The following is a 16,113-nucleotide window of genomic DNA, read 5'->3' as shown; positions in this document are numbered from 1 at the left end:
ATACAGTAACACTACGATAAAAGATAATAAATTATATACCTTAATTGTATTCTGAATTTGATTTTTTTCATAATTATAAAATTCATATAATAAAAAGATAAAGTATATTAAGTATATTATTAACAAATATGAAACCTGTTCAATACCATTGATATAATAAAAATTAAAATATATTACACTTATTATTAATATTGTAAAATTCTGAACTAAATTACTGTAGAATATTTTCTTTAAAAAATCATTCATAAACTAAAACTGAACGCCAAAATTTAAAGGATTCCAGCTCCATGAAATATCTCTACCTCCATATAAAGCAGTATAAGCTAGAGCTCTACCAAATTCGATTACTTGTGAACCTAAAATGCCCAATACAGTTCCCGCAATCCATCCAAAAACACCTCCGAATCTCTTGGATACCCATTTAACTGCTGCAATAGCAGCCGTATAAGATGTAGCCGCTAAAATGTATGATCCTGGGCTAATAGCAACTGCTGCTAATACATCCCTAGCAGTTTTTTGAGAAACATATACCCCCCCCATCCAAATATTCCATCTCTTCTTGTTCTATCTCTACATAATTTTGTGGTAATACTAATTCCATATTTTCCTCCTATTTTTATTATTTTTTATGAAACTTACAATTTTTTATGATTTATCATAAAATTTGTAACATCTGCCTAAAATTTAATAAAATAATATGTCGAACCTCACCTTATTTATTATTCATATGTTATTTCATCTTCTTCAGTTATTATTGAATTTCCCATATTTTCAAATTTTCCTATAAAATTATTTTGAATTTTAACCATATCATGATATTCTCTTCCTTGAGAATAAAGTTCTTCATGTGTACCAAGTTCTTTTATCTGTCCACTTTTTATTAAACATATCCTATCACAATTCACTATTGTTGATATTCTATGTGCTATTATAATTACTGTCTTATTTTTTATCTTATTAAAAATTAAATCTTGTATAATCTTTTCACTAAATGAGTCTAAATTAGATGTTGCCTCATCAAATATATAAATATCTGAATCAGATAAAAGAGCTCTCGCTATTGCTAATCTTTGCTTTTCTCCTCCTGATAGATTTCCACCTTTTTCTTCAATATATGACATATATTTATTTTGCAATCTGTCTATAGTATTGTGTATCCCTACCATCTTACAAACTGAAATAATTTCCTCATATGATGCATTTTGATTACCTATTTTTAGATTTTCCATAATAGTTCCTGAAAATAGTTCTATTTCTTGTGGTATATATGCTATTTTATTTCTTAAAAAATAACTATCTATATCTGATAAATCGTATTCTCCAATTGATATTTTTCCTGCATTTGGCTCTATAAATTTTAATAACAGTTTAACTATTGTTGATTTACCGGCTCCACTATCTCCTACAAATGCAAATTTTTCTCCTTGTTTTATATTTAGATTAAAATTGTTTAATAAATTTGGTCTTGAACCATATGCAAATGATAAATCGTCAAAATTTATATCTTTCTTTAAATCTATATTTTTTATTTTATGTTCTATATTTTCATCTTCTCTTTTTAAATCCATTAATTCATTTAACCTATTAATAGCTATTGAAGACTCTTGAAATGTAAGTTGTAATCCTACCAAATTTTGAATGGGTTCTGTAAAATATTGACTTATACTTTGAAATACTAATAAATCTCCAATGCTCATTTTTCCATCAATTATAAATAATGCTCCTACTGCCATAAATATTATCCCACCTAATGTATTTATAAGTGATGAGATAGATCCTTGTATATTTGATAAAACTCCTTCTTCATAAGCTATCTTTAATGTATTTACAAATTTATATTCTAATTTTTCAAGTTGATTTTCTTCATCATTTAATGCCTTTACTGTATTTACATTTTGTAAAGATTCTATTAATTGAGAATTTAATACTGCTCCTGCTTCCATTTGTTTTTTATTTATTTCTTTATATGGCTTTTTAAAAATATAAATTAATATTATATTAATTAAAACCATCACAAATAAAATTAAAAATAACTTCAAATTTATATTAATAAGTACGATTGTACTTATCAAAGATAAACCAATGTCTAAAATTAAAGATATTGATACAGAAGTAAAAATATTCTTAATAGTCATAGCATCTTGAAATCTGGTAATTATATCTCCTGTTTTTCTTGATGAAAAAAATGTATATGGCAAATGTATAATATGATTGTAATATCCCATAAGTACTGGTATATCTACTTTTCTTGATAAAAATAGTAATATATGTTTTCTAAATGCTGATAACATTGTTTGCAAAATAGAAATTAATCCAAATACAAATAAAAATATAAATAATGTATTTTTTAATTTATATGGTATTATTTCATCCATAAGTATTTTTGAAAATATACTGGAAAATATACCAAATATACTTAAAAGTAGTGAAGTAAGTATTATAGTAATAAAAAGCTTTTTCTGAGGTAATATAAGTTGCTTAAATATATTAAACATAGAGCCTGATTTGTCTTTTTTTACCTCAAAGTCTGATTTTGGAATCATAAATATTGCAATTCCTAAAAATATTTTCTCTAATTCTTCGTTGTTTATTTTTTTTAGTCCAATTGCTGGATCATCAATTAAAAATTTGTTATTTCTTAAAATTTTATGTAATACAATAAAATGATTTTCTCCACTTAATGTTTTAACTTGCAAAATAGCGGGTAGTGTTACTTTTTTATTTAAATCTGATAATTTAAATCTTACTGCTTTAACACTAAAATTAAGTTTTTCTAATCCATAAACTACACCTTTTACTGTAGTTCCATACATATCAGTACCGATTATTTCTCTAATTTTCATTATGCTTAATTCAAGACCGTAAGTTTTTATTATCGTTGAAACCACGGCTGCAGCACAATCAGATTGATCGTGTTGCAAAGTTGAATGGTATCTTTTTAATATCATATATTCCTCTATCCATATTGCTATTCTTAATGTAAATTATATAAAAATAATATATATTTACAAGGGACAAATTTGTCTCTTGTATTCTAATTACGTTTTTTTATCTAAGGATAGTCTAAATTTTTCAAGTAATTCCTTCTTAGGCTTGTTATCTTGTAGGATTTTCCCGAATTCTTTTCTTTGGATATTTTCTTCTCCATTAGATACAAGCAAAATTACATCTCCTTTTTTTACATGTATTCTTTCATTAACCATAATTTCTTTTATAGTTCCATTAACATTTAAAGAAATATATGATATTTTCTTATCTGCTATTTGTCCATTGGCTTTGACAATATAATTTTTCTTTATCTTACTTGATGCAAAAACAGATAATATCGATGTAAACAAAGAAAAATATATAAGATTTGTATTTTTAATAAGTTTATTTCATTAGTAAATTTAGAAATCTCTGTTACAAGGATCTGTAAATTAAAGTTACAAGTTAGAAATATCTAACCTGTAACTTTATATTACTATTAAATTCACTAATAAAAATATTATTTATTAAATAAATCGAAAGTACTTATAAGTGTAGCTCCAAAAATAGATCCAAAAACCACTTGCATTGTTTCATTAAGATCTATTAGTAGAGAAATAACAATTAATAAAATAATAACGGACACGTTAATAATAATTTTATTCTTCTTAAATAGTTTTAATATAATATAACTAATTATTAAAGATATTAAGCCAATAATTAAGTTAAAATACCTTAACCCATCCATCATGTTTACCATCCCTTTTATCTAATTCTGTTGCTATATTACTTGCCAGTCCCGAAACTCCACCACTCACAATAGTTTTTAACCAAGTAGCAGCTAGTGAGTTTCCAATTTTTATTCCCACAACTCCTAACGCCTTAACAATTCCTGCTGCCAGCGCATTTCTCATTCCCATAGATCCAAGAACTACTTTCAATCCTCCTGATGCAACCGCCCCACCACTAGCGGCTAAAAATGCATAAACAGCTGCTGTTATAGTACCAGTTACTGACCATGTTGGAACACTAAGTCCTCCATCCAAATACATCATCTCTTCTTGTTCAATCTCCACATAATTTTGTGGTAATACTAATTCCATATTCTCCTCCTTGGTTAGTATTGTTCTTTATGATATTTATCATAAAATTTGTGACATTCTTACAAGTATGTTATTATTTCAGAATCATTTTCAACTATAATTTCTTTATGGGTTTCATTGATTTTATAATTCTGAATTCTAAGCATTTTAAAATAATTTTTATGTATAGCCATTAATTCATTTAACCTATTAATAGCTATTGAAGACTCTTGAAATGTAAGTTGTAATCCTACCAAATTTTGAATGGGTTCTGTAAAATATTGACTTATACTTTGAAATACTAATAAATCTCCAATGCTCATTTTTCCATCAATTATAAATAATGCTCCTATTGCCTTAAATATTTCATATAAATCCTTAAATGTAATCTTTTTAATATCATATATACCTCTTGCAATCATTTTCTTTTTATTATTAATAATTATATAATAATAAAAAAATATTTATAAGGGACAAATTTGTCCATTTCGTTTTTATTAAAAATATGTTATAATAAACGAGTATATAGTGAGATAATATAAGGAGATTATATGTACAATAATTTTGGAAAAAAACTAAAAAATATACGAAAAAATCTTTCTTTAAGTCAAAAAGAGGTTTCCGAAAGAGCTTTTATAAATATAAAGACTCTGAGACGTATAGAAAATGGTAACAATAAAATTTTCTTAGATCATTTAGTCGCACTGTCAAATGTATATAAGTTAAACTTGATAAATATATTTAGTAAACATTTAACTTTTTATAGTGAAGAAGTAGAAGAGGCTATAAATTCAATAGAAGATAAATTAAGTGATATGAACTTTACCTCTTTAAATAAAGAAATACAAATTTTAGAAAAAAATTTAGATAAAACTCCCTACATATCTCAATATTTTTATCTAATTAAAGGTATATATTATTTAAGAAATATACCTAGAGATTTTGACAATGCTTACAAATTTTTTATTAAATCATTAAAAATAAATAATCCGGATTATAATATAGAAAATTATGATAAATATAAATACAATGTTTTAGAATTTAGATGCCTAAAAGAATTAGCAATATTGAAAAATTATACAGATGGGTATGCTAAATATACTGAAATAATTGATTTTTGTAATAAAAACATTTTAATAATATCCAGTACATATATTTCTATAAAAATAAATTATATAATAATACAAATGAGAAAAGCTAAATATCAAGAATGCTTAAAAATGATAAATAATTTATTTAATATAGATACATCTAATTTATCAAACTACTATCCTTATCTATACTTTTTAAAATATCAAATTTACGAAAAGTTGAATGAACAAGAAAAAGCAAACGAAAATTTAAATAATTCTCTTGAATTATGTGATAAATTAAATAAACTAAATACTAAAAAAAATATATTAAATATTATAAACAATAAAAAATAAAGTTCACGTAGGCACATCCACAGCTTCTTTAGAAGCGAGAACCATTGCCGTCAGTGAACTTTATTTCTTATTTTTCTATATATTGTTCTGGATTACCCATATAATAAATCAATGTATATAGCGATTCACTCAAGTGGATATTTTCTACCGGAATGTTATCATCAACTTTTACATTTGTTGGAGCAAAATTCCAAACACCTTTTACATTTTTTCCAACTAGCATATCTGAAACCTTTTGAGCTTCTTCTTTAGGAACTGTTAAAACAACTATATCTACTTGATTTTTTGTAAGGAAATCTTCAAATTTATCTATGGACTGAACTTTAACCTTTCCATCCAATGCTTCATAGTCCTCTAAGTCAAAGACTCCCAATACATTAAATTTCTTCGTATCAAATCCTCTATATCTGTATATAGCTTGTCCTATATGTCCAAATCCAACTATCGCAACATTATATTCTTGATTTAATCCAATAATCTTAATTATTGAATTTTTCAAATCTGTAACTCTGTATCCGTAACCTTGCTGTCCAAATCCACCAAAATGATTTAAGTCTTGTCTTATTTGAGATGCTGTAAATCCTGTGATTTCACTTAATTGTCTTGAAGAAATTTTTTCGACTCCTTCTTTTTCAAGATTTGTTAAGTATCTAAAATATTTTGGCAAACGTCTTACAACAGCAGGAGATATTTTGTTTTTATTCATCTATTTATCCTCCTATTGTTTATATTATTATTATATATTGTTTAACATTTTTTTGTCAATCATATTTTAATCATATTTGATAACTATCTCTTTTATTTTTAATATACCGACTAACATTAATATACCTTTTTTATTTATAGGCAAAAATCATAGACCTTTTGGAAGATTTATTAATTTGATATAATCCGTTTTCATCTTTTAATTTTGATATAATATCCAATATTTTAGAAATATCATTATCAGTATAATTTACACCATAGATCCAATTAGCATATCTTTCAATAAATAAGTTTTCTTTTATCTTAATAATTTGTTCAGAATCAAGAGTTTCAAAACATACTTTCCTTGTATCCTCTAATAGTAAATTGAAAAAATAAATACTCGAGTTTCCACCATGACCTTTTATCTTTATATTAAGTTTTTTTGAAACATAGTCAAGCAATGAATCTCTACTTTCAAGCCAAGAACCTATGAATATTCCCTCTTTAGCTAAAGATAAAATCTTATCATAGTTTTCAAAATACGATATGACAGGGCTGTTTGATATAAAAACATAATCATACTGTTTTTTTATTTCAAAATCCTGAAGAGCAACATTATGAATTATTATTTTATCAGAATCATATCCTGAAGAATTTAGATATTCTTTTGATTTTTTTATCATATTTATGGATGGCTCTAATCCTTCTACAATAGCTCCTTGATCAAGTAAAAGCTTTAAGTACTTTCCACTTCCACAGCCAATATCTATTACAGTTTTATTTTTTATATCAGCATGACTTAAAAAATAATCAATATAATCATCTTTTTCCGATAAAACATTCTTTGAAAATTCTTCCGCTCTTTTATTCCACATTATATTTGATGTATCAATATCTTGTCTTTGAGTACTTAATTTTTCTATACATAAATCTCTCAAACTATTCATTAATCTTAAACTCCTTAAAACTTTCCGGATGCACCTTTATCATGCTTTCATAAACTTCTTTTCCAACAAATGTCTTATAAATACTATTGGCTTTTTCCTTCAAATTTACATCTTTGTAATTTTCAGGATACATAAGCTTTCCTATGTAATACATATTAACTAAAGCTGTATCAAAGTTCATACCATATGTAAAATAAGGCATTATAGCATACACCTTATTATTTTTAAAGGCTTTTAATGAATTATAAAAATTAGGATCTCTCTTTATATCTTCATACAATGGCTTTTTACCACTCATATCTAAAATAATTTGATCCGGATTAATTTCTAATAATTTTTCTTTATCAATTATTATAGATCTTTTCTTAGTATATTTTTCCATTACATTTTTAACCTTAATAACATTTAATAAGTCTAAATTTGTTTTAGTAGATAAAATCCCTTGTGGTCCCCTAAAGCTTGTAGCACCAAAATAAGTTTCAGGACTCAACTCTTTATTTATATCTTTTGATCTTGATTTTAAATCTTTTTCAACTTCTTTTATTTTACTAATTATCTCTTCAGCCCTTTTCTCTTTTTTCATAGTTTTACCTATAATTTCAAAAGTTTTATAAGCATCGTCAGTAAAAATATTTCCACTCATTATTGTACTAATAGCAACTACAGGTATTTTTGATTTTTCTTGCAATTTATCAAAATCTTCTTTAGAACTTTCATATGCTGCAAAAATTACGTCGGCTTTAGTATAAGCTAATTTTTCATAATTAGGAGAAATTTTAGGTCCTCCATTTCCAACCGTTTCAACATTTCTTATATTTTCATATGCATGATGAATAGATTGTCCTTCAACAGCACGTACTGATTTATCAGCCTTTTCTATTCCTACCAATTCATCAGGGCCAGCCACATAAGTGTAATATTTTAAGGTTCCATGTCCAAGAGTTATAACCTTTTTTGGTACTTTTTCAAATTTTACTTGTCTACCTTTAATATCCTTTATAACATATGATTCAGAAACAGATTTATCTTTTTTTTGTCCTTGTTCCTTGTGTTTAATATTAGGAGAACAAGATACTAACAAAAAAACAAATGATAATAAAAACAATAGTGATTTTTTCATTTTTCCTCCTTAATCAATTATTATTACTTTTCTATTGTTATATTCTATAATATCTACATCTAGTCCATATATACTTTTAATATTTTCTGCTGAAATTATATTATTTCCTCCATACATAAATACTTCTCCATTTTTTAACATTATGTATTTATCAGAAAATTGAAGCGATAAATTTATATCATGAATACTTATTATTACAGAAATTCCCTTTTCAAGACAATATTCTTTAATTAAAGTCATAACTTCAACCTGATTTTTTATATCAAGATTGCTTGTAGGTTCATCCAATAAAATAATTTTAGGTTCTTGAGCCAATGCCCTAGCAATGACGACTTTTTGAAATTCTCCACCACTGAGAGAATTTGTATCCCTTAATGCATACTTTTCCAAATTTAACCTAGATATTAAATTTTCTACTTTTTCATAATCAATATCCCTTGCTTTTCCGTCTATGTAAGGAACTCTACCAATTAAAATAGTATCGAAAACTGTATTTTTAGTTGGTTTATTATACTGACTTACATATGAAATATTCTTCGCCAATTCTTGATTCCTTATTTTATCAATGTTTTTACCATTTAGATAAATACAGCCCTTTTGAGGTTTCAATAGCTTATTTATATTTTTCAATATAGTTGATTTTCCCGCACCATTTATTCCTAATAGTGAAATAAAATCTCCCTTTTTTATATCAAGGCATATATTTTTCAAAATATAATCAGAATATTTAAAAGATAAATTATCTATTTTTAATAAATCCATTTAATTCTCCTTGAATAATATATAAATAAAAAATGGTGCACCAAACAAAGATGTTATTGCTCCTATAGGTAATATATGTGGTTTAACGGCTACTCTTCCTATACAATCACTCACTAAAACTATAATCGAACCTAAAAGCATACTTGCCGGAATTAAAAATCTTTTATCTTCTCCTATTATCCTTTTAGAAATTTGAGGTGCCAACAATCCCACAAATCCAATCATTCCAACATAAGCAACTCCTATACCGGTGTTAAGAGAAGCTACAATTATAGATAAATTTCTCATAGTTTTAATATTTATTCCTAAAGAATGTGCTGTACTCTCTCCCATATCCATCGCATTATATTTCCATCTCAATTTATATATAAGTAATGCAGATACAACTAATACAATCGCTACAAACTTTACTTCATTTATATTTATTCTACCAAGATCTCCAAAAGTCCAAGATACAGCAGAAGCTATTTCTTCATCAGTTGAAAAAAATTGTATCAAAATAGTCAATGCCGAAAATAAAAAGTTCAAAGCAATACCTGCTAATAAAACAGTAGCATTACTTGATTTTTTCATGGATGAAAACATTATAATTATAAAAGTACAGATAACCGCAGCAATAAAAGATGATAATCCGGTTAAAAACATACTGCTCTCAATCCCTATTTTTGCAAACAAAATCAAAGATATATTTGCCCCCAAAACTGAAGCATTTGAAATCCCTAATGTTGATGGTGAAGCCAAAGGATTGTTTAATACTGATTGTATTATCAATCCTGATAAAGCAATTGTCATACCAATAAATATTCCGCCTAAAATTCTGGGAAGTCTTATGTTAAAGATAATATGATTAAACTCATTTGAGCTTTTGCCCATCAAAGTTAAAATACTATCCATAATAGTCATATCAGAAGAACCAATATTTATAGAAACTATAGATAAAAAAACTAAAGATAAAATCAAAAAGATTATAAAAAATAATTTTTTTTCCAATACTTTTTTATATGATTTTACTACATTCATTTTAACTATAAGCCTTTCTCATTAAAATTAGGTTACCCTAAATAAAATTATAACATAATATAAAAAATTTAACTATTTTTCTTAGATTTATATCTCATTTCTGAATTTAATATTTTTTTTCTTATTCTCAAACTCTTTGGTGTAACTTCTACCAATTCATCATTTTCAATAAATTCTAGCATTTCCTCTAAACTTAATTTCTTTGATGGTGGCAAGTTTGGAGCATCATCTGATGCAGACGATCTGATATTTGTCTTTGCTTTCCTCTTAGCTACGTTAACTTCAATATCTAATCCCTTTGGATTTTCTCCAACAACCATTCCTTCATATACTTCATCTCCAGGTTCGATAAATATATTTCCTCTCTTCCAAGCCGAATCAAGAGCATAACCCGTTGCTTTACCAGTTTCATAAGCAATCAATGAACCAAATTGTCTTGAAGGGATATCCCCTTTATATGGTTCATAAGAATCAAATTCAGTATTTATAATTCCTGTACCCTTTGTATCAGAAATGAATTCCTGTCTATATCCTATCATACCTCTAGCAGGCATCTTAAATGTAAGTCTGACATATCCTGCTGATGTATTTTCCATGGTTGTCATTTCAGCTTTTCTAACACCTAGTTTATTTATAATTGTACCAACATATTGTTCTTCAACATCAATTGTTACAATTTCCATTGGCTCCATTTTTTTACCATTTTCTTCATGGAACAAAACTTCCGGTTTAGATACCTGGAATTCATATCCTTCTCTTCTCATATTTTCAATTAAAACGGATAAATGTAATTCCCCTCTACCACTTACCTTAAAAGCATCTGTTGATTCTGTATCCTCTACTTTTAAGCTAACATCTGTTTCTTTTTCCTTCATAAGTCTTGCCCTTAAATGTCTTGATGTTACAAAATCTCCCTCTAAACCGGCAAATGGAGAATTATTTACTAAAAATCTCATAGCCAATGTAGGCTCTGAAATTTTAACAAATTCAATTGGATCCATATCTTCATTTTGACATAATGTATCCCCAATATGGATACCTTCAACCCCTGAAATAGCAACGATTGAACCAGCTTTGGCACTTTGTACTTCAACTCTATTTAATCCTTCAAATTCATAAATTGTAGTAATCTTAATTCTCATTTTTTTTGATGAATCATTATAATTCAATATAAATGCAGGATCTCCAACTTTAATTTCACCTTGTTCAACTTTACCTATACCAATTCTTCCTAAATATTCACTGTAGTCTGTAGTAGAAATTAAAACTTCAAAAGGTCTATCCAATTCACCTTTTGGTTCAGGAATATGTTCAACAATAGTATCTAATAAATCAGTTAAATCATCTTTTTGGACACCTGCCTCTAAGCTAGCCCACCCGTTTTTACCTGATGCATAAATAATTGGTGCTTCTAAATATTCTTCTGGAGCTTCTAAGCTTATAAATAAATCTAAAATTTCATCAATTACCTCTTCAGGTCTTGCCTTATCTCTATCTATTTTATTCAAACAAATTAAAGCTGGCAACTTTAATTCGATTGCTTTCTTTATTACAAATTTTGTTTGAGGCATAACTCCTTCAAAAGCATCTACTAATAGTAATACTCCATCCGCCATCTTTAATACACGTTCTACTTCTCCACCAAAATCAGCATGTCCCGGCGTATCAATAATATTAATTTTGTAGTCATTATAATTTATGGCTGTATTTTTTGAAAGAATTGTGATTCCTCTCTCTTTTTCCAGGTCATTGTTATCCATAACCCTTTCTGAAACTTCTTGATTTTCTCTAAAAATTCCACTTTGTTTTAACATAGAATCAACTAAAGTCGTCTTTCCATGATCAACATGTGCTATAATTGCTATATTTCTTATCTTTTTCATCTGTACCCTCCCTGGGTCACTTCTTAATTAACTCGTATTTTTCACAAAATAGATTTTATCACAAAATTGAACATAATTAAATAAAAAAACTCCATCTTATCCAAAAAGATAATGGAGCTATAATTTTATAAAACACTTTACTTTATTTTTTTCAAACTTAATATCATCAACTAAAGATTCAACTAATATCAATCCTCTACCATGACATTTGCATTCACTATTTTCATAAGTTTTTCTATCTGTAATACCCTTTCCTTCATCTCTAACAGAAAAATAAATTGTTTTATCATTAATCATAAATTCTAATTCTATACATTTTTTTTCATCATACTTATTTCCGTGTTCATGGCAATTTATTAAAAGCTCATTTAATATAAGCCTTATATCAAAAAGCAAATCTTCATTTAAAATAGGAGTGACATCTTTCAATATTTTATCAACCAGTTTATTTATATTCTTTATTCCACCGCAAAATTCTTTATAAAAAAAATATTCCATCTGCCCTCCTTTATACATTGCACTATAATGTTACCCAAACTAAGTAAATTTTAATCATATTTATGAATAGTTTAAATTTTTAATAATATAATATATAATTGTAGATATAATATACAATTTAAGGGGGAAGTTTTATGACAAAGTGGGAATGTACAGCGTGTGGTTATATCTATGATCCGGAGGTGGGTGACCCAGATAGTGGTATAGAACCGGGTACATCTTTTGATGAAATTCCTGAAGATTGGACATGTCCAATATGTGGAGTTGATAAAAGCTTATTTGAAGAATTATAAAATAGATTATACATAAGAGGCAATCTTGCCTCTTTTTAATTTAAAAAATAGTAATATATTTGAATTTAAATTGATTTAAATGTACTATTATTTTGGAGGAAGAATGACTCAAGATAATTACAAACAAAAATTAGAAAAAATTAAAGAAGAACATTTAGATAATAAAATTAACAAAAAAAGAAAAATATTAAAATTTTTTGGATTAATAATTGCTCTAGTTATTATCGTTTTAACTATATTAGCATTTAGAGAAGGTTATTTTGTTGATAGAGAAAAATTTGCAAATCTACTTTCAAAATTTGGAATTTTTGCTCCATTATTTTTTATAGTGTTACAAGCGTTTTTCACAGTTTTTCCTGTAAATCCATCGGGTATAACTAATTTATCAGTTGTTATAGCATATGGTCCATTAATCGGCTTTATGCTGAATTATGTTGCAATAATGATAGGTTCAGTTATAAACTTTTATTTAGGTAGAAAATATGGTAAAAAATTCATCGGGTTACTATTTACCGAAAAAGCTATAAACAAACAAATTGATTGGCTAAATAAAGGCAATAAAATAGAGAAAATGTTTATAATAGTGCTTATCGTACCATTTATGCCTGATGATATTTCTTGCATGATATGTGGTATGACCGATTTTAAGTTTCATAGATTTTTTATAATAACAGCATTCTTAAAATTCTGGGCAATAGGAATTATTTTATATATTATGCAATATGGATATGAGGCTTTATATAGATTAATATTTTAAATTTGTTGAAAATAAAAATATAAAAATAAAAAAGAATTCCCTAATTTCATATATTTTGGGAATTCTTTTTAAAAAACCTTAAAAGGAATTCCATTGCTTCACATATAATACTAGACTTATAAAATCTAATAAGTTTTTAATATTATATCTTTTTTCTCTCTTTTTTTGCAAATTTCTTTTTTTCAAACTTTTTAAATCGAAGTTCCTTATCTTTATTTATAAGATATCTATCATATAACTCTCTTGATAAATCTCCATTTTCAATTGCTTTTTTTACAGCACATCCAGGTTCTGTATCATGTTTGCAATCATTAAATTTACAAAAATTACTCAATTTGCTTATCTCTTCAAATAAAATATCTTCATCTACTTCTCTTCTTGTGGAAATTGTCTTAAACCCTGGTGTATCTATCAAATACGAATTAGTTTCCGGCAAATAATAAAGAGAGCTTGATGTGGTTGTGTGTTTTCCTTTTCCATCACTTCTAACATCTTGTATTACTGCATTTTCTATCGATAGCAAATAATTAGTTAAGGTTGATTTGCCAGCCCCTGATGCTCCTACTAATATGGCTGTTTTATTTTCCTTAAAAAACATTTTTACGTTTATCATTGAATTTTTATTATATATTGAATAATAGATAACTTCTATATTCGGATAAACATCTTTAATCGTTTCAAAAATTTTTTTAGTATTTTCATCAAAATCACTTTTAGAAATTAAAACTATTATATCTTTATCACTTTTAGCTAACTTAAAATAAGTCCTACTTTTATTTATAATACGATAGATATTCCGATTTAAGGATAAAAAATTTCTGTTAATATATTCTTCTACTCCATAGCTTATACTCATTGTTTTCTCCTACATTTTTATAATATCATCTATCATATTTTTTATTTCTTCCCTTAATAAATGAGTAACCATAATTACTGTTAAATCATTATTTGAAAATATCATTTTTTCAATTTCAACTGCTGCTTCATTATGGAGTGATGATGTAGATTCGTCAAGTAAAATAATATCTTTATTTCTCAATAATCCTCTTGCAATTACTATTCTTTGCTTTTGTCCTCCTGAAATGTTTTTTCCATTCATTTTTATGATTGTATTTATACCATCTGGCAAAGTTTTAATCCAAGGTTCCAAACCTACATCTTTTATGACTTTATTTAATCTATCTATACTTATATTTTCTGATAAAAGAATATTTTCTTTTATACTAGCATTAAATATGTGAGGATTTTGATTCAAATATATAATTTTATTTCTTATTGAATCTTTGTTTATTTCCTTAATATTTTTATTATCCCACATTATATCTCCATCATAATTTTCCAATTTTCCTATTAAAATATTTAATAATGTAGTTTTACCTTTACCGGAATCTCCTATTATCACATATTTTTTCCCTTTTTCAAAGTTATAACTGAAATTATTTAATATTTTTGTATTATTACCATACCTAAAATTTATATTTTTAAAATCAATTGAATTATTTAATGATGAATTAATTTTTAATAATTCAATACTTTTACTTTCAATTATATTATCAAATTTCTTAAATATTGGATTTACAGCTTTCATTTCCAGTAAATTTGCAGATAATCCAGTTAAACCTGAAAATATAAGCGCTGAAAAATATTGAATACCACTTATTGCGCCTATTGGTAATAATCCATAAAAAAAACAAATATGCTGTTTGAGAAAATAATATTACTTGACTTACTAAACTTGTTCCATTTACAACACTTGACATTTTTCCTGATATATCTGCATAAATATACCTTTGTCTAGCTAATTTTCGTGATGATCTTTCTACTCTATTAATCATATAATCTTCTAAGTTCAAAAATTTTAAATCTTCATATCCGTTAAAAATATCGGTTAAATCATTTGTTAAATTCTCATTTTCAATACTTACTTTTTCCATTTCAGATTGTACTTTTTTCTTAAATAACTTTGGTGCATTTATAACAAATATCGCTAAAATAATCATTGTAAATAATATAGAAAAATTAAAGTATACTGTTGCAATTACGCTAAAAATAATTGAAATAACTTGTCCAATTACATAATTCAAAACATCAAAACCATAATCATTTATCATTGAAATATCATTTGTTAACCATGAAATATATGCTCCTGTGTCTTTTTTTACATATTCATTGTAATCTGTATTTAATAATTTTTTTGTTATATCTTTCCTTATCTCTATATTAGTTTCTTGGACCCATTTTTGATAATATATTTTTTTTAAGTATATCTCAAATATCCAAATTGTTATGTCTGCTATCATTAATATAAGCCAAAACCTAAACTCATTAATATTTTTCCCAGATATATTAGTAATAAGTTTAGCTGTTGAAAATCCCCAAAATACTACACAAAATTGTTCTAATATATTTAATAATATTATAACTGAGGTTAACTTCCACTTTTTCCTTAAATAATATAAAAAATTCATTTTTTCTCCTTCACATAAAAAAAATCAGAAAGAAAAATCTTTCTGATTTAAAATAATTATCAATTAAAATTATAAAATATGCTCGCTTCCTCAAGATTATATAAATTAAGTAACTCTTGATCTCATAAGCCTAACATTAGGTGAGTATAGTTCCCCAATCTTTATCTAAAACTTCAAAAGTCGTTTTCAAACCAAATATTTC

18 protein-coding genes are annotated in these 16,113 nt (G+C 25.9%); 3 read left to right on the top strand and 15 right to left on the bottom strand.

The genetic code is table 11. The annotated features are described in order from the left end of the window. Positions 1-249 precede the first annotated feature (249 nt). The 5 genes from EQF90_RS00405 to EQF90_RS00385 form a co-directional block, all read right to left on the bottom strand. Entirely contained in the window at positions 250-540 is a 291-nt protein-coding gene (locus tag EQF90_RS00405) for a hypothetical protein (protein ID WP_134711290.1), read from the bottom strand. Positions 541-719: 179 nt separating this feature from the next. Beyond that, the gene (locus EQF90_RS00400; protein WP_209021419.1) at positions 720-2,948 is read right to left on the bottom strand and encodes a peptidase domain-containing ABC transporter; all 2,229 of its coding nucleotides are present in this window, start codon (positions 2,946-2,948) and stop codon (positions 720-722) included. Positions 2,949-3,038: 90 nt separating this feature from the next. After that, positions 3,039-3,338 (bottom strand): HlyD family secretion protein, encoded by a 300-nt coding sequence (locus tag EQF90_RS00395; protein ID WP_134711291.1) that lies wholly within the window; start codon positions 3,336-3,338, stop codon positions 3,039-3,041. Between the two features lie 354 nt (positions 3,339-3,692). Beyond that, positions 3,693-4,070 carry a hypothetical protein gene (locus tag EQF90_RS00390; protein WP_134711292.1) on the bottom strand — a complete coding sequence of 126 codons (378 nt, stop codon included), beginning with the start codon at positions 4,068-4,070 and terminating at the stop codon, positions 3,693-3,695. 59 nt (positions 4,071-4,129) lie between these two features. Beyond that, positions 4,130-4,471, bottom strand: coding sequence for a hypothetical protein (locus EQF90_RS00385; protein ID WP_209021420.1), 342 nt, complete (start codon positions 4,469-4,471; stop codon positions 4,130-4,132). A 129-nt stretch (positions 4,472-4,600) separates the two neighbouring features. Between EQF90_RS00385 and EQF90_RS00380 the strand changes: the two genes are divergently transcribed. Then, positions 4,601-5,476, top strand: a complete 876-nt coding sequence (locus EQF90_RS00380; protein WP_134711293.1) for a helix-turn-helix domain-containing protein — start codon at positions 4,601-4,603, stop codon at positions 5,474-5,476. Positions 5,477-5,543: 67 nt separating this feature from the next. Here the strand turns inward: EQF90_RS00380 and EQF90_RS00375 are convergent, their stop codons facing one another. From EQF90_RS00375 to EQF90_RS00345, 7 genes are all read right to left on the bottom strand, one after another. Then, entirely contained in the window at positions 5,544-6,182 is a 639-nt protein-coding gene (locus EQF90_RS00375; protein ID WP_134711294.1) for a redox-sensing transcriptional repressor Rex, read from the bottom strand. A 130-nt stretch (positions 6,183-6,312) separates the two neighbouring features. Beyond that, positions 6,313-7,110, bottom strand: coding sequence for a class I SAM-dependent methyltransferase (locus tag EQF90_RS00370; protein WP_134711295.1), 798 nt, complete (start codon positions 7,108-7,110; stop codon positions 6,313-6,315). Then, the gene (locus EQF90_RS00365) at positions 7,103-8,230 is read right to left on the bottom strand and encodes an ABC transporter substrate-binding protein (protein ID WP_134711296.1); all 1,128 of its coding nucleotides are present in this window, start codon (positions 8,228-8,230) and stop codon (positions 7,103-7,105) included. The genes EQF90_RS00370 and EQF90_RS00365 overlap by 8 nt, the downstream gene beginning before the upstream one ends. Positions 8,231-8,239: 9 nt before the next feature. Then, the gene (locus EQF90_RS00360; RefSeq protein WP_134711297.1) at positions 8,240-8,992 is read right to left on the bottom strand and encodes an ABC transporter ATP-binding protein; all 753 of its coding nucleotides are present in this window, start codon (positions 8,990-8,992) and stop codon (positions 8,240-8,242) included. Then, a complete protein-coding gene (locus EQF90_RS00355; RefSeq protein ID WP_134711298.1) occupies positions 8,993-10,012 on the bottom strand; it encodes a FecCD family ABC transporter permease in 1,020 nt (339 codons plus the stop codon). 68 nt (positions 10,013-10,080) lie between these two features. Continuing rightward, positions 10,081-11,895, bottom strand: a complete 1,815-nt coding sequence (gene typA / locus EQF90_RS00350) for a translational GTPase TypA (RefSeq protein WP_134711299.1) — start codon at positions 11,893-11,895, stop codon at positions 10,081-10,083. A gap of 117 nt (positions 11,896-12,012) precedes the next feature. Next, positions 12,013-12,393: an ATP-binding protein gene (locus EQF90_RS00345; protein ID WP_167554080.1), complete on the bottom strand. Its 381-nt coding sequence runs from the start codon at positions 12,391-12,393 to the stop codon at positions 12,013-12,015. A gap of 134 nt (positions 12,394-12,527) precedes the next feature. Here EQF90_RS00345 and rd point away from each other — a divergent pair, with 134 nt between their 5' ends. Together rd and EQF90_RS00335 are read left to right on the top strand one after the other, a co-directional pair. Beyond that, positions 12,528-12,686, top strand: coding sequence for a rubredoxin (gene rd / locus EQF90_RS00340; protein ID WP_134711301.1), 159 nt, complete (start codon positions 12,528-12,530; stop codon positions 12,684-12,686). A 103-nt stretch (positions 12,687-12,789) separates the two neighbouring features. Then, on the top strand, positions 12,790-13,443 hold the full coding sequence (locus tag EQF90_RS00335) for a TVP38/TMEM64 family protein (protein ID WP_167554079.1): 654 nt from the start codon (positions 12,790-12,792) through the stop codon (positions 13,441-13,443). Positions 13,444-13,585: 142 nt separating this feature from the next. Here EQF90_RS00335 and rsgA read toward each other — a convergent pair whose 3' ends face one another. Genes rsgA through EQF90_RS00320 form a run of 3 tightly spaced genes read right to left on the bottom strand, consistent with a single transcriptional unit; the run spans position 13,586 to position 15,911 of the window. Continuing rightward, entirely contained in the window at positions 13,586-14,299 is a 714-nt protein-coding gene (rsgA, locus tag EQF90_RS00330; RefSeq protein WP_134711303.1) for a ribosome small subunit-dependent GTPase A, read from the bottom strand. Between the two features lie 9 nt (positions 14,300-14,308). Then, positions 14,309-15,031, bottom strand: a complete 723-nt coding sequence (locus EQF90_RS00325; protein WP_134711304.1) for an ATP-binding cassette domain-containing protein — start codon at positions 15,029-15,031, stop codon at positions 14,309-14,311. Further along, positions 15,006-15,911 (bottom strand): ABC transporter transmembrane domain-containing protein, encoded by a 906-nt coding sequence (locus EQF90_RS00320; protein WP_134711305.1) that lies wholly within the window; start codon positions 15,909-15,911, stop codon positions 15,006-15,008. The genes EQF90_RS00325 and EQF90_RS00320 overlap by 26 nt, the downstream gene beginning before the upstream one ends. Positions 15,912-16,113 lie beyond the last annotated feature (202 nt).

It is taken from the genome of Helcococcus ovis (genome assembly GCF_004524775.2).
GTDB lineage: Bacteria > Bacillota > Clostridia > Tissierellales > Peptoniphilaceae > Helcococcus > Helcococcus ovis.
The sequence above is the reverse complement of the archived record's forward strand: the minus strand, read 5'-3'. Positions and strand labels throughout refer to the sequence as shown.